Raw genomic sequence first — 14,629 nt, forward strand, 5'->3', positions numbered from 1 at the left:
CTTCTTCGTTAGTTATCTGTCATTGGCCGGCAACCTGATACGTATATGACAGGGACAATAAAGCAGGCGCTAACTTAATTTTTTTATCGGATCTGACAAATCCATAGTACTTAAGTGGATGCCTACCCCTTGTCTGCCCGCTTTTTCGAATGGCGATAAGATCGCCTGCGCTGTAACCGGTCCGCGCGTGTGGGTCACCGCGCGGCCTTTCATTTAGACGGCATCGCCGTCCCGATTTCGCCTCTGGCAAGCGTGACCGCAACGGCTGATAGTTGTGGCCGCAATTGCTGGAAATCCCACAGTACGATCCGGTGGCACAGCCCCGGAGCTCCCTATCAGTGTTGGAGGGCTAGACGTGAACAAGCTGACGACTGCTTTTGGCGCACCCGTTGTAGACAATCAGAACATCCAGACGGCAGGGCCGCGCGGTCCTGCGTTGCTGCAGGACGTATGGTTCCTCGAGAAGCTTGCGCACTTCGACCGCGAAGTGATTCCCGAGCGCCGCATGCACGCGAAAGGCTCGGGCGCCTTTGGCACGTTCACGGTGACACACGACATCACGAAGTACACGCGCGCGAAGATCTTTTCGGAGATCGGCAAGAAGACAGAACTGTTCGCGCGCTTTTCGACGGTGGCAGGCGAGCGCGGCGCCGCCGATGCCGAACGCGACATTCGCGGCTTTGCGGTCAAGTTCTACACGGACGAAGGCAATTGGGATCTGGTCGGCAACAACACGCCGGTGTTCTTCCTGCGCGATCCGCTTAAGTTTCCCGACCTGAATCACGCGATCAAACGCGATCCGCGTTCGGGCCTGCGCAGTGCCGAAAGCAACTGGGACTTCTGGACGCAATTGCCTGAAGCGCTGCATCAGGTGACGATCGTAATGAGCGATCGCGGCATTCCGAAGTCGTTCCGCCATATGCATGGCTTTGGCAGCCACACTTTCAGCTTCATCAATGAAGACAAGGAACGCTTCTGGGTGAAGTTCCATCTGCATACTCAGCAGGGCATCGAGAACCTGAGCGATGCAGAAGCGACGGCGCTGGTCGGCGTGGACCGCGAAAGCTCGCATCGCGATCTGTACGAGGCGATCGAAGGCAAGGCGTTTCCGAAGTGGACCATGTATGTGCAGATCATGCCTGAGGCGGACGCATCGAAGACGCCGTACAACCCGTTCGATCTGACCAAGGTATGGCCGAAGAAGGACTATCCGCTGATCGAAGTGGGCGTGATGGAATTGAACCGCAACGCGGATAACCATTTCGCCGACGTCGAGCAGGCTGCGTTCAATCCGGCGAATGTGGTGCCGGGTATCAGCTTCTCGCCGGACAAGATGCTGCAGGGCCGCCTGTTCTCGTATGGCGATGCGCAGCGCTATCGGCTTGGGGTGAATCACAGCCTGATTCCTGTGAATGCGCCGCGTTGCCCGGTGCACAGCTACCATCGCGACGGCTCGATGCGTGTCGACGGCAATATGGGTGGCGCGACGCCTTATAACCCGAATACGCGTGGTGAGTGGCTTGATCAGCCGGATTTCAGCGAGCCGCCGCTGTCGATTGAAGGCGCTGCGGATCATTGGAATCATCGCGTGGATGATGATTATTTTTCGCAGCCGGGCGCGTTGTTCAGGTTGATGTCGGCTGAGCAGAAGCAGACTTTGTTCGATAACACGGCTCGTGCGTTGGCCGGGGTGTCGGAGCCTGTCCGGAAGTTGCATGTCGAGCATTGCACTAAGGCTGATGCTGCTTATGGGCAAGGGGTTGCCGCGGCGCTTGAGGTGTTGAAGGGGTAGGGTTGGTTTTGCCTGCCGGCGCTTGGTGTTTTTTTGTAGCGCTGGCGTCTGCGGTTTGCTTTTGTGCTGGCATCCGCGGTTTGTTAGTGGTTCTTCATGCGTCGCCCCTGTGCGGGGCAGCACCTACTTTTCTTTGCCGCGGCAAAGAAAAGTAGGCAAAAGAAAGCCGCTGAACACCACCCACTACGATCCTTGCCTGCGGGTCCCCCGCCGGTCCTATCCTTCACACGGCATCACTCTGCTTGATGCCCGCTGCCAGCGCTCTTTAAAAGCGCATCACCCGCTTCAAACTCCCGCGTCTCAGCGAGCCTTACTAGTTTGGTCCAAGCCGCCCAGGTGGCAAACGGTGTGTCGGCCGTCGCACCTTATACGCACCACTCCGGACTGAAAAGCAAAGGCGGTGTGTCTTGTAGGATCGCCGACGCATACGGCGCGACAGCCGACACACCGTTTGCCACCTGGGCTGCAGTGACGGGTCGCTGCCGCTAGCAGTACTACGGGTGATTGGAGTGGGTGAGGCGCTCATAACGAGCGCTGGCAGCGGGCATTGAGAAGAACGATGCCGCGGACAGGACGGGGCCGTTGAGGGCCCGCAGGCAATAACTAGCATTAGCGGTGTTAGCCCGCTTTCTTTGCTTACTTTCTTTGCGGCGGCAAAGAAAGTAAGTGCCGCCCCGCACAGGGGCAACGCCTGAAGCACCACTAACAAACCGCGGATGCCAGCCAGCACAAAAAAAACACTACAAAGACGATAACGGATCAGAAACCACAGTCCTCAGCCCGTCAGGCACCCAATCAACAGTACATTCATCAACAAACCAGGCAATCCGCGACTGACAAAACTCAAGATAAGCCCGCACGATAGCGGAAGGATACCGATGCGACGGATACAGCAAATTCACCTGCTGATCCGGCATAGGATACGACGGCAACAACGGAACCAGCCGCCCTTGCCGGATAGGTCGCGCCGCAAGAAACGGCGGCAACTCAGTGACGAACTCACCCTTCAACGCCCGATCGCAAAGCTGCGCGTAATCGTTGGTGGTCAGCCTGTAATTCGGCTCGACGGTAAACTTGCCAAGCCGCCAGACAGGGATGTCGTTAGGCGTCCGGTTCCACAACGCACATGGAAAGCGCGTCAGCGCAGCAGGGTCGTCGGGCATGCCCAGCCGCTCGATCAACTGCGGACTCGCCACCAGCACATGCCGGTACGACAGCATGAGCCGCGCAACCATCGCCTCATTCGCAATGGCGCCGACCCGCAACGCCACATCGATCCCTTCCTCGATCAGATCGACACGCCGCTCGGTCGTATAAACATGCACACGGATGTCAGGATAGCGGCGCTGGAAATCGTGCAGCAAATCCCACCAGATATCGAACGCGGGCGGCAGCGATAGCCGCAGCCGGCCCTTGAGCATCGCCTGGTCGCTGACGACGGCTTCCTCGCCTTCCTCAAGGATCTCGACGCCCAGACTCGCGTGCTGATACAGGCGCGTGCCGGCATCCGTCAGCCGCGTGCCGCGCGCCGAACGCTCCAGCAATTGCACATTGAGATGCTTTTCCAGCGCGCGAATGCGCCGGCTGACAGTGGCGAGCGGCACGCCCATCCGGCTCGCCGCATTCACGAGGCTCCCCGTCTGGACGACGCTGACAAAGATGCGGACATCGTTGAGATCCAATGCGATCACCGGCTAGAGACGCAGTGATCGCGATCATAGTCCAAACGCCTGCCGCTGTGGGAACCCCGCCGGGGGGGAACTGCGAAGCCCATTTGTACTGAGCCGCAGTAAAAACCTCAGCGCAGCGAAGCGACGAAGATCTTCGCGACTGCTTCCAGCCCGGCACGGTCCGCGTCGTCGAAACGCGCGAGCACAGGGCTGTCGATATCGAGCACGCCGACCAGTTCGCCGTTCGCTTTTTGCAGCGGAATCACGATTTCGGAACGCGACGCCGAATCGCATGCAATATGACCGGGGAAAGCATCGACATCCGGCACGACCTGCGTTTCGCGCGTTTCGGCAGCGCGGCCGCACACACCACGGCCCATCGGAATGCGCACGCACGCGGGCTTGCCCTGAAACGGACCGACGACGAGTTCGCCGTCCAGCAGGAAATAAAAGCCCGCCCAGTTCAGCTCCGGCAGGCTATGAAAGATCAGCGCGGACAGATTGGCCGCATTGGCGATCTGATTCGACTCGCCTTCGAGCAGCGAGCGCGCCTGCGATGCCAGTTCCTGGTAGAACTCGGCCTTGGGCAGCGCGGTATTGATGGTGGCTTCGAACATCGGTTGCACTCGTGTTGACTTCGGGAGAACGCAATTTTCGCATCAATGCGCAAAACGCGGCGGCGGCCTGCATTTAAGCATGCACTTTCACTCATCGCGGTACAGAATACGGAGGCTGTTTCACCTCGTCATTGCAGTCGTAACGGCAACCATTCGAGCAACACAGGCGGCCCGGTGCGGGCCAAAAGGAAAGCTGATGCGTACACCGTTTGCAAGGATCTCGATGGCGCTTGCAGCCATCGCTGTACTTTTCATCGCACTGACAGCCGACGCGTGCACGCGCGCGCTCTATGTCGGTGACGACAATCTGATCATCACGGGCCGCTCGATGGACTGGTCCGAAGACATGATGTCGAACCTGTGGGTGTTTCCTGCCGGCATCGAGCGCGACGGGCGCGCGGGGCCGCGTTCGCCGCGCTGGAAAGCGAAGTACGGCAGCGTGATCGTGTCGGGCTATGAGATCGGCAGTGTCGACGGAATGAATGAACGCGGGCTGGTGGCCAATGCGCTTTATCTGGCCGAAACCGATTACGGCAAGCCCGACTCCACGCGTCCGCCCATGTCCATCAGTCTGTGGGCGCAATACGCACTCGACAACTTCGCGACAGTGGCCGAAGCCGTCGACGTGTTCGGCAAAGAGCCGTTTCAGATCATCGCGCCGCCCTTGCCGAACGGCAAACCGCTGACGATCCACCTGTCGCTGTCCGACGCGAGCGGCGACTCCGCGATCCTCGAATACCTCGACGGCAAGCTCGTGATCCATCACGGCAAGCCCTACAAGATCATGACGAACTCGCCCATCTACAGCGAGCAGCTTGCGCTCGATACCTACTGGCGCGGCGTCGGCGGCCTGACGTTCCTGCCCGGCACCAATCGCGCGGCGGACCGCTTCGTGCGCGCGTCGTTCCTGCTCGACGCCATTCCGAAGCAGCTCGATCCGAACTACATCGTCGGCGTGCCGAACCGCTCGTATGCCTATCAGGCGGTGGCGGCCGTGATGAGCGTGATGCGTTCCGTCAGCGTGCCGCTCGGCATCAGCACGCCGGACCAGCCGAATCTTTCATCGACGATCTGGCGCACGGTGGCCGACCAGAAGAACCTGATCTATTACTTCGATTCGGCGACGCGCCCCGACACGTTCTGGATCGACATGCACAAGCTGAACCTGAAGCCGGGCGCGCCCGTGCTCAAGCTGACCATCGACAAAGGCCAGGTCTATTCCGGCGAAGTATCGGGCCGGTTCGTGCCCACGCCGTCGTTCATCTTCATGCCGGCCATGGCTTCGTGAGCGAGCGCCGCGCGCTTCTTCAGATGCCGATGAACTGCGCGAATTCGTCCAGCGGCGTGCGTTGCGCGCGCCACTGGTTGATCGCGGCATCGGTGTCTTCATAGCCGATCGCCATGCCGCTGAACAGCATGCGTTCGGCGGGCAGATCGAGAAACGTGCCGATCGTCTGCGGATATTGCGCCCAGCATTCCTGCGCGCAGCTATGCAGGCCTTCCTCGCGCAACAGCAGCATGACGGTCTGCATAAACATCCCGAGATCGGCCCATTGCGGTGGCCCCATGCGTCGATCGACAGTGCAAAAGAGTGCGAGCGGCGCGTCGAAGAACGTGAAGTTGCGCGCAAACTGCGCGAGACGCGCAGGCCGGTTCTCGCGCGCCACGCCGATGCTGCGGTACAGATCCTCGCCCACCTGAAAACGTCGTTCGCGATACGGCGAATGCAGGCTGGGCGGATAGACGTGGTACTCCATGTCCTCGCCGCCCGGCGCCGCTTCGATACGTTCACGCATGACGTGCTTGAGTCGCGCGAGCGCGTCGCCACCCACGACGTGGATGTGCCACGGCTGCAGATTGCCGCCCGACGGCGAGCGCGCGGCCGTGGCGGATCGCATCGGGCGGAACGGGCGTAGGAAGAAACTGGCGGACGGACTTGCGGCTGGTGACGGCTTCACTGACTTTCACGCGTGACTCCTCGATGGCGTGGCGCTTTGCTCGTGTGCGGTGCCGCGTAGATCGGCAAAAGCCGATGATACAGGCGGGAACCGCCAACCTTTCGCGCTAAAGCTTCTGTAAGACTTGCCGTTAATGCGGGCGAACCAGCACGACCACACCAACGGGGAGCCGCATTTGAACACGATGAAGCTGGCCACATCTTTCGCGGCGCTTGCCGCTTTTGCCTCACTAGCCGGTTGCGTCACCAGCGAGCAGCAGATCTCCGCCGCGCCCACGCGGCCAAGGCCGCAGCCTGCCGTCGTCGCCGTGCAGCCACCACCGCCGCCCGCCGTAGTCGTGCGCACGCCGGCGCCGCCACCGCCCGTTTATGTCTCCGCGCCCAGCGATGTCTATATTGCAGGCGTCGTGGATCGCGACGTGGTGTTCGTCAGCGGGAATACGTATTTGTGGGTGGTCGGCCCGGACGGCAAACGCCATCGACAGTTCTATGCGCGCGGCGACCGCCGCGCCGAAGTGTTTCGCCGTCGCGAGCATCTGCGCGCCGAGATGGCGCATCGCGGCGGGCGTCCGCCTGTTCACGCGGCCATGCCGCCGCGCCGCGACGAGCACCGTCCGCCTGCGCATGGCGGACGTCCGTCGTATGCACGCGACGCGCATCGGCCGGATCGTCACGATGGCCCGCCCGCGCGACATGCGGAGCATCGGCCGCAGCCGGGGCAGGAGCGTGTCGCCGGGCAGCGTGGACATCAGCCGGGTCCGGGCGATCACCGTCAGCCGCCGCGCGTCGACGAGGCGCAGCAGCCGCAACATCGCCAGGGGCACGCGGGCGCCTGAGCGTTCGGGCCGCGTGCGGCGGCTATCATGAGAACAGCACATGAAAAGCGCAGCCGCGCCATGGAGGCCGTCATGACCCTCGCCGCACGCATTGCCTGTCTGCGCATCGCGCTCATCTGCATCGGCCTGATCGCGCTGCTTTGCATCTATCCGTTGATGCTCTTCTGGCCATCGGGATGGAGCTGGCACACGGGCTATTCCGACTATCCGCTGATGATCGTCGGCATTTACGCGACGCTTGGCGTGTTCCTGCTGATGGCCGCGCGCAATCCCCTCGAGCATCTGAGCCTGATCTGGTTCACCGTGTGGTCGAGCGTCGTGCACGGCACGATCATGGCTGCGCAGTCGCTGATGCATGGCGCCCATCTCGGGCATCTGCTCGGCGATGTGCCTGCGCTGTTCATCGTGGCGATCGTGCTCGCCGTGCTCACGCCGCGTGGCGAAGCGGCACGCACGATGCGGCGGTCGACGTGGCTGAAATCATTTTCCTGATCCGTACGCGCGCCAGAAAAAGGCAATCGTGATGCAGGCGGTGACCAGCAGCGTGCCGTATCGGATGACGGGCGCGGGCGTGCGGCGGCCCACCAGCGCGCCGCCATATCCGCCGATCGTCGCGCCGATCAGCATCGCTATCGTCTCGGGCCAGTGCACGGCGTGCGCGCTCACGAAAGCCACCACGGCCATCGTGTTGGCCGCGCTGACCAGCAGCGTGCGCGGCGCGTTGAGCAGTTTCAGTTCGCGGCTGTCGAGCAATCCCCACACGGCCATCATCATGATGCCGACGGCGCCGCCGAAGTAGCCGCCATACACGCCGAGCGCGAACTGCACGACCAGCACAGCCGTTTGCCCGATGTGCCAGCGCGCACGCATCCATTCGCCGAAGCGCCGTCCGAACGCGAGCGCCAGCGTCGCGACCAGCAGCAGCCACGGCACGACGATATCGAAGGTCTTCGACGGCGTGAGCAGCAACAGCAACGCCCCGCCAATACCGCCGACCAGCGTGGTGAGCAGCAACGCGCGCAACGACACGGAACCAATCGGCCCCAGCCCGTCGCGATACGCCCATGCGCTTGCCAGCCCGCCGGGATACAGCGCGACCGTGCTCGACGCGTTGGCCTGAACGGACGGCACGCCTGCCGCGATCAGCGCGGGCAGCGTGACGAAGGAGCCGCCGCCAGCCAGCGCGTTCATGCCGCCCGCGAGCAGCCCGGCGCCCGCCACCAGTAAGAGATTGTTCATGCGACGCATCATAGCGGTGCATACTTCGCGGCTACAATCGGGATTCTCCGATGCCAGCATTCGCCTTAGACGAAGATGATCACGACGTCGCGTTTCGACCTCACTGACCTGCGGCTATTCCTGATGGTTGTCGAACAGGGCAGCCTCACGCGCGGCGCGCAGGCGATGCATCTCGCGCTGGCGTCGGCGAGCGAGCGCATCTCCGGCATGGAGTCGGCGCTCGGCACGCCGCTGCTCGAACGCACGCGGCGCGGCGTGCGCGCGACGCCCGCAGGCGAGGCGCTGGTGCGGCACGCGCGGCTGATCGTCGGACAGATCGAGCAGATGCGCGGCGAATTGCGCAGCTACGCGCAGGGTCTCAAGGGCCGCGTGCATCTGATGTCGAACACGGCCGCGCTCGCCTCGTTTCTGCCCGCGCAGATTTGCCGCTTCCTGAGCGCGCATCCCGATCTTTCCGTCGATATCGACGAGCGGCCGAGCGCGGACATCGTGCGCGCCGTTGCCGAAGGGCGCGCGGATCTTGGCATCGTCGCGGACATTGCCGATCTCGCCGCATTGCAGACGCACATGATCGCCGACGATCAACTGGTGGTGGCCGTGAGCCGCACGCATCGCGTGGCGAACGAAGCGCGCGTTGCGTTCGCCGAGATTGTCGACGAGGCAGTCGTGGGATTGTCCGACGCGGCGCTGGAGCGTCATCTGACCGATCGCGCATCGCGGCTCGGCAGGCAGATGCAGTACCGCGTGCGGCTGCGCAATGTGTCCGACCTGGGCCTGCTGATCGCGGCGGGTGTCGGCATCGCGATTCTGCCTGCCGTCTGCACGCAGCCGCTAAAGAATGCGGATATCGCCGTGTTGCCGTTGTCGGAAGCGTGGACGACGCGGCATCTGCATCTATGTGCACGGGATTTCTCTGCACTCACGCCGCATGCGCAAGCGTTGGCGCAGCAGTTGATGACCTTCGACGCGTGAGCCTAGCGTAGCGTGCCCGCCGATACGCGCATGACCGGCTGCGCGTTGCCGCCCAATACCGCATTGAAGCGTCGCATATGCGCTGCAACGCGTTGCGCGTATCCCTTGCCGCCGCCGCTATAGCGCCATAGTGCGGCATCGACGTCGCCGCCTTCGGCATCGAGGTAAGCGCGCAGTATCGACGATCCTATGCGCACGTTAATAGCAGGATCGTCGAGTTCTTTCACGTTGGCAAATGCGCGTGGATGCGCTGCTGGCAACACCTGCATCAGGCCGCGCGCGCCGAGTGCGCTCACGGCACGTGGATCGAAACCCGACTCGACGGCCATCACCGAGAGCAGCAGCACGGGCGACATCGAATAACGGTTGGCTTCCGTGAGAACGGCTTGCGCGATGGTCAGCGCGTCGCTGGCAGACACGCGGAATTGCGCGCGCAAGGTGGCGACGATGTCGGCAGGCGAGGGAAGCGTGGGTGTGCCGCTGAGCTGGGATGTTGACGGCGCGGTTTCGGCCCGCGCATGAGAGAAGGGCAATGCGCTGCACAGTGCGAGACTCGCCGCCATCAGGGCGAGTTTAACGAGCGCATAGGTCCGTCGTGCTGTCGCCAAGTCGTGTTGTTCTTGCATACCATCAGGTACTAGCCCGGATGCAAGAACTCTATGGAGATCGCCGTCGAGATTTTCAAAAGAAAGGCACGTTGCGCGTAAAAAACGCGTAAATGAAGGGCTTTTTCGACCTCGCTTCTATAGCTGCGATTCGATCGGCAGAATGCTCAGAAACCAGATGCCGGCCTTGCGCATACCCGATACATCGGGCTCACTGTCGAGTACTTTGGTGGTTCCGTCAGGCGCCGTATCGATCCACACAATGCTGCTCGTGCCATTCGCATTCGGACGCAGTTCGAGCCGCCAGGCAATGCGGTCGAGGTTCGGTTCGAGCGTATCGGCGACCTGCGCGGCAGCGGGCGCGCTCTCGCAATACACGCCGATTTCCGTATTGAGTGCGACCGAACGCGGATCGAGATTCATCGAGCCGATAAAGATGCTCTGACGGTCGAATACGTAAGTCTTCGCATGCAGCGACGCTTTCGATGAACCGAATACATGCTTCTTGTCCTCTTGCCGGTTGTCCGTTTTGTTATCGGCAACCGGCTTCAGCTCATAGAGCCGCACGCCCGCTTCGAGCAATGCCTTGCGATAACGCTGATAGCCTGCATGCACTGCGGCCACATCTGTTGCGGCAAGCGAGTTCGTCAGCACGGTCACGCTCACATGCTTCTGCGTAAGACCGGAGAGCCACGCCACGCCTTCTTTTCCCGGTACGAAATACGGCGAGACAACCAGCATCTGTCTGGTCGGCTGCAGATCGAGTGCCTTGAACTGCGTCATCAGGTGGCCTTGCGAATCGCCCGGCGCACGCGTGATCTTGGCGGGATCGTCGTAGAGCAAGGTGGCTTTTCCCCATGAAAATACCGCGTCCTGCGATTGGATCATCTGCGAGAGCTTCGCGCGTGCATTCACCACATACGGATTGCCGTCTTGCGATGCCAGATAGGTGTCGAGCTGTTGACGAACGCCGGCCAGCGCGGCCGGGTCCGCCTTGCGGCCCATCAGGCTGTCAATCGGATACGCGGCTTCGGAGTTCCAGAAGGTATCGAACGCATTCGACACTTCATGCACGACGGGGCCATGCACGAGCACATCGAGATCGCCGAACGCCACGTCGCTCGACGCACCGAAGTATTCATCGCCGATATTGCGGCCGCCCAGTATCGCGCCTTCGTTGTCGGCGATCATCGCCTTGTTGTGCATGCGCCGGTTCACGCGGAAGAACTCCGTTGCCATGCCGAGCTTCTTGAACGTGCGGTTGGCAACGGGATTGAACAGACGGATCTGCACGTTCGGATGCGAGTCGAGCGCGAGCAGCAGATTGTCGTCGGCATTGGTGCCGAGATCGTCGAGCAGGATCCGCACGCGCACGCCGCGATCGGCGGCGCGCAGCACGGCGGCAGCGAGGCCGCGGCCTGTCAGGTCGTCATGCCAGATGTAGTACTGAAGGTCCAGCGTGCGATCTGCGGCTTCCGCGAGCACGAGCCGGGCGACGAGGGCATCGACGGCGTCGGGCAACAGATGAAAAGCCGTCTCGTCGGGATGGCGCTGTTCCTGCGGCGTGAACGCAATGCCAAGGCGCGTGCCCTGCGTGTCGGTGACGGCGTGCGTCTGGACGCGCTCTGTCTGCGGCGGCAGGCTCGCGCACGAAGTCAGCAAGGCGACAGTGAAAGCCGCGAGAAGACTTCGAATTCTGATCATGTGCGCGCTCCGCAACGGCGATGCGCGTCAGATTAACGGCAGGGAACCTCCGTTACAAGTAGGGTTGCGCCCGCTGGTCATGAACGGAAGTAGCGTTCGCGATTGCGCGCGACCGTGCCGAGCAGCGTCGCGAGAATATCGACGACCATCAACGGATCAATGGGCTTCGCGCATACGCCATCAAAGCCGCCTTCGCGCAACTCGGCGTAGTTGTCCGTCGTCTCGCAGGCGGTATAGGCGATCAACGGCACGGACGCCGTACCGGGCGACTCGCGCAACGTGCGCGCGACGGCAAGACCCGACAGACCCGGCATCGCGACATCGAGCACCACGCTGTCGGGATGCCATTCGTTGGCGATCTTCAATGCGTCGCAGCCGTTATAGGCGACGCGAGTATCGAAGCCGGTAGTGGAGAGAAACGCTGCGAGTGCGTCGGCGGAATCGATGTAATCGTCGACGACGAGCACGCGCGGCGGCATCGACTGCGCGACGAAGCGTGCTGCCGTCCACACCTGGCTGCGGACTGGCGAGAAGGTTCTGTAGTGCATCGTGTGCCTCCTGTCTTCTGGCGCTGTTTTCAGCTGTCTTGCAGACGATGCAGCAACGGGTATTCCTGCATGGCAGCGAGCGCATGCGAATCATGTGCAAAACCACAGGAGAAAGGAGTTGCACCGCTTGTCACGTCAAGCCGCAAGACGTGAGGCGCACGCGCGTGCGATGCATTTCAGGCATGCGTTACCGCTTTTTACGCAGAAGGCAGGCAACGCCGGACCAGTTGTTCTCGCGCACATGCAGCACAAAAGGACAATCGGGCCGACGTAATGCCATGCTAGGATTGTTTCATTCCCCGGGAGAAACCCAGGCCCGGATTGCATCGCACTTTCTTCGCTTCAGGAGGTTTGCCATGCATTTCGACTACAAGGGATTTCACATCGACTGCCGTGCCAGGCACGACGACGACGGCCACTACGTCGCACAAGCCAAGCTCACGCGCGCCGCAACGGCGAGTTCTCCAGCAGAAGTCCATCAATCGGGCGACATCGATTCATTCGTCGACGAGTCCGATGCCATCACGTGTGCGCGCACCTGGGCCATCGAATGGATCGATGAGAACTGGGATTGATTCTTCTCTTTCCTGAAAGCGAACGTAATGCTTACTGAAGCATTACGTGCCTCGCCTGCCATTGTTCGTGTATTCGGAAACTTTAGACGGGGATTTCCCCATATTGTCGGGTCGCGTCCGCTCGAATACCTTCGTGAAAACCCTCAAATGTTAAATATTTGGGAGGAGGCAGCCGATAACCAAGTCAGAGGAAGAGAAGCCGCGCGCGGAATCGATGCGCAGCAGGGTTCCTTCTCGCAACGCCTGAACTGAGAGCAGGCGTTTTTTTGCATAGAAAACATTCATATCCAAAGCAAATTTAATTGGCACACTTCCGGGGGCCAGCAATGAAGAAGAGCTTTTCCATCAGGACGAGGCTGTTCATCGGTTTTCTATCGATGGCGGCCATTGCAATCGTCATTTCTGCCGTCTCGTTGTACAGCCTTGCCAGCACGACGCAGGGATTCGGGCAGTACGTGCATGGCATCGACGCGCGCGCGCAGGTGGCAGCCGAAGTACGCGCGGCCGTCGATAGGCGCGCTATCGCCGCGCGCAATCTCGTGCTCGTCAAGACACAGGCCGATCTCGATCTCGAGACGGCTGCCGTCAACAAGGCGCATGAAGATGTCGGCATCAAGCTCAAGCAGCTCAACGAGATGATCAACAACGCGAGCGATACGAGTGAGACTGCCCGCTCGCTGGTCGCGGAGATGAACCGTGTCGAAGCGTTGTACGGGCCGGTTGCATTGCACATCGTCGGTCTTGCGCTCAGCAATCATCGCGACGAGGCTATCGACGAGATGGACACGAAATGCCGGCCGTTGCTGGCGCAACTCGTGAAGGCAACCGATAACTACGCGTCCTACACGAAGACCCGCCAGAGCGAAATCGTGCAGAACTTCGAAGAGCGTTTCGCGATGCTGCGCAACATCATCATCGGCGTGAGCGCGCTGGCGATCTTCACGTCGCTGATGCTGTCCGTGCGCATGGTGCGTTCGATCACGCAGCCGATCACGCGTGCTGTCGAAGTGGCACGTACGGTTGCGATGGGCGATCTGACGAGCAACATCGTGGTCGATCGCGATGACGAAGCCGGCGAGTTGCTGAAGGCGTTGCGCGACATGAACGAGAAGCTCACGGAAACGGTTGGCCGCGTGCGTTCGAGCAGCGCAAGCGTCTCGACGGCGACCAGCGAGATCGCCAGCGGCAACAGCGATCTGAGCCGCCGCACGGAAGCGCAAGCCGCATCGCTGCAGGAAACCGCGGCGAGCATGGAGCAGTTGACATCGACCGTGAAGCAGAACGCCGACAGCGCACAGCATGCGAAATCGCTGGCATCGAACGCATCGGAGATTTCACAACGCGGCAGCGATACCGTCGAACGCGTGGTGAACACGATGGAAGCCATCAGCGCGAGCTCGGGCAAGATCGCAGAGATCACGGGGATCATCGAAGGCATCTCGTTCCAGACGAACATTCTTGCGTTGAACGCGGCCGTCGAAGCGGCGCGCGCAGGTGAAGAAGGGCGTGGCTTCGCAGTCGTTGCCGGTGAAGTGCGCAGTCTCGCCCAGCGCTCGGCGCAGGCCGCGAAGGAAATCAAGGAACTGATTGCGCGTTCGGTGCATGAGATCCAGAACGGCTCGTCGCTTGCCGACGATGCGGGCCGCACGATGAGCGACGTGAAGCAGGCCGTGGCGCGCGTGTCGGAGATCGTCGATGAGATCGCAGCGGCGTCGGAGGAGCAGGGACGCGGCATCGAGCAGATCAACCAGGCAATCTCGCAGATGGACATGGTCACGCAGCAGAACGCGGCGCTCGTCGAGCAGGCTGCTGCTGCTTCGCAGTCGTTGCGCCATCAGGGTGTCGAACTCGACGATACCGTCTCGCAGTTCCGGCTCGTTGCCGCCTGAGTAACCTGATTGATCGGCATCGCATGCGGCGCGGTTTATCCGCGCCGCATTGCGTATTCACGTGCCCGGACAATACGGCTGTGCTGCCAGGCGATGCATGTTTTGCCGATTCCGTCTTCGTGTAAATGCGGCAGCCGGTAATTCATTAATTCATCTATGCACTTCGCTTTATCGCATCGAAGCGATGCCAAATGCCGTGCATTAATCGATTGCAAACAGGTTGCA

General features: G+C 61.4%; 13 protein-coding genes and 1 pseudogene. 7 read left to right on the forward strand and 7 right to left on the reverse strand.

The window, feature by feature from the left end; genetic code table 11:
• Nucleotides 1-355 precede the first annotated feature (355 nt).
• Nucleotides 356-1,792: a catalase gene (locus DK391_RS19445; protein ID WP_109479605.1), complete on the forward strand. Its 1,437-nt coding sequence runs from the start codon at nt 356-358 to the stop codon at nt 1,790-1,792.
• 740 nt (nt 1,793-2,532) lie between these two features.
• On the opposite strand, the gene DK391_RS19450 is transcribed toward DK391_RS19445, so the two are convergent.
• Nucleotides 2,533-3,474 (reverse strand): LysR family transcriptional regulator, encoded by a 942-nt coding sequence (locus tag DK391_RS19450; RefSeq protein ID WP_109479655.1) that lies wholly within the window; start codon nt 3,472-3,474, stop codon nt 2,533-2,535.
• Between the two features lie 116 nt (nt 3,475-3,590).
• Nucleotides 3,591-4,079 (reverse strand): GAF domain-containing protein, encoded by a 489-nt coding sequence (locus DK391_RS19455; protein WP_109479606.1) that lies wholly within the window; start codon nt 4,077-4,079, stop codon nt 3,591-3,593.
• 223 nt (nt 4,080-4,302) lie between these two features.
• On the opposite strand from DK391_RS19455, the gene DK391_RS19460 reads away from it, so the two are divergent.
• Nucleotides 4,303-5,367 carry a linear amide C-N hydrolase gene (locus DK391_RS19460; protein ID WP_109479607.1) on the forward strand — a complete coding sequence of 355 codons (1,065 nt, stop codon included), beginning with the start codon at nt 4,303-4,305 and terminating at the stop codon, nt 5,365-5,367.
• 19 nt (nt 5,368-5,386) lie between these two features.
• Here DK391_RS19460 and DK391_RS19465 read toward each other — a convergent pair.
• Nucleotides 5,387-6,047: pseudogene (locus DK391_RS19465) on the reverse strand (nitroreductase).
• A gap of 174 nt (nt 6,048-6,221) precedes the next feature.
• Between DK391_RS19465 and DK391_RS19470 the strand changes: the two are divergent.
• On the forward strand, nt 6,222-6,872 hold the full coding sequence (locus tag DK391_RS19470) for a hypothetical protein (protein WP_239482886.1): 651 nt from the start codon (nt 6,222-6,224) through the stop codon (nt 6,870-6,872).
• Nucleotides 6,873-6,944: 72 nt separating this feature from the next.
• Complete coding sequence (locus tag DK391_RS19475) at nt 6,945-7,364, forward strand: DUF6632 domain-containing protein (RefSeq protein ID WP_109479608.1); 420 nt, start codon at nt 6,945-6,947, stop codon at nt 7,362-7,364.
• Here the strand turns inward: DK391_RS19475 and DK391_RS19480 are convergent.
• On the reverse strand, nt 7,353-8,111 hold the full coding sequence (locus DK391_RS19480; protein ID WP_109479657.1) for a sulfite exporter TauE/SafE family protein: 759 nt from the start codon (nt 8,109-8,111) through the stop codon (nt 7,353-7,355). The genes DK391_RS19475 and DK391_RS19480 overlap by 12 nt on opposite strands.
• 75 nt (nt 8,112-8,186) lie before the next feature.
• Here DK391_RS19480 and DK391_RS19485 point away from each other — a divergent pair, with 75 nt between their 5' ends.
• Nucleotides 8,187-9,083: a LysR family transcriptional regulator gene (locus tag DK391_RS19485; RefSeq protein WP_109479609.1), complete on the forward strand. Its 897-nt coding sequence runs from the start codon at nt 8,187-8,189 to the stop codon at nt 9,081-9,083.
• Nucleotides 9,084-9,085: 2 nt separating this feature from the next.
• Here DK391_RS19485 and DK391_RS19490 read toward each other — a convergent pair whose 3' ends face one another.
• The 3 genes from DK391_RS19490 to DK391_RS19500 all read right to left on the reverse strand — a co-directional run bounded on the left by DK391_RS19490 (nt 9,086) and on the right by DK391_RS19500 (nt 11,940).
• A complete protein-coding gene (locus tag DK391_RS19490; RefSeq protein WP_239482885.1) occupies nt 9,086-9,691 on the reverse strand; it encodes a lytic transglycosylase domain-containing protein in 606 nt (201 codons plus the stop codon).
• 135 nt (nt 9,692-9,826) lie between these two features.
• Nucleotides 9,827-11,392 (reverse strand): phospholipase D family protein, encoded by a 1,566-nt coding sequence (locus DK391_RS19495; protein WP_109479611.1) that lies wholly within the window; start codon nt 11,390-11,392, stop codon nt 9,827-9,829.
• Between the two features lie 77 nt (nt 11,393-11,469).
• Nucleotides 11,470-11,940, reverse strand: coding sequence for a response regulator (locus DK391_RS19500; RefSeq protein WP_109479612.1), 471 nt, complete (start codon nt 11,938-11,940; stop codon nt 11,470-11,472).
• Nucleotides 11,941-12,296: 356 nt separating this feature from the next.
• Between DK391_RS19500 and DK391_RS19505 the strand changes: the two genes are divergently transcribed.
• Together DK391_RS19505 and DK391_RS19510 are read left to right on the forward strand one after the other, a co-directional pair.
• The gene (locus tag DK391_RS19505; protein ID WP_109479613.1) at nt 12,297-12,515 is read left to right on the forward strand and encodes a hypothetical protein; all 219 of its coding nucleotides are present in this window, start codon (nt 12,297-12,299) and stop codon (nt 12,513-12,515) included.
• 326 nt (nt 12,516-12,841) lie between these two features.
• On the forward strand, nt 12,842-14,404 hold the full coding sequence (locus tag DK391_RS19510) for a methyl-accepting chemotaxis protein (protein WP_109479614.1): 1,563 nt from the start codon (nt 12,842-12,844) through the stop codon (nt 14,402-14,404).
• Nucleotides 14,405-14,629: the final 225 nt, after the last annotated feature.

This window comes from Paraburkholderia sp. C35 (assembly GCF_003121405.1).
Taxonomy (GTDB): Bacteria; Pseudomonadota; Gammaproteobacteria; order Burkholderiales; family Burkholderiaceae; genus Paraburkholderia.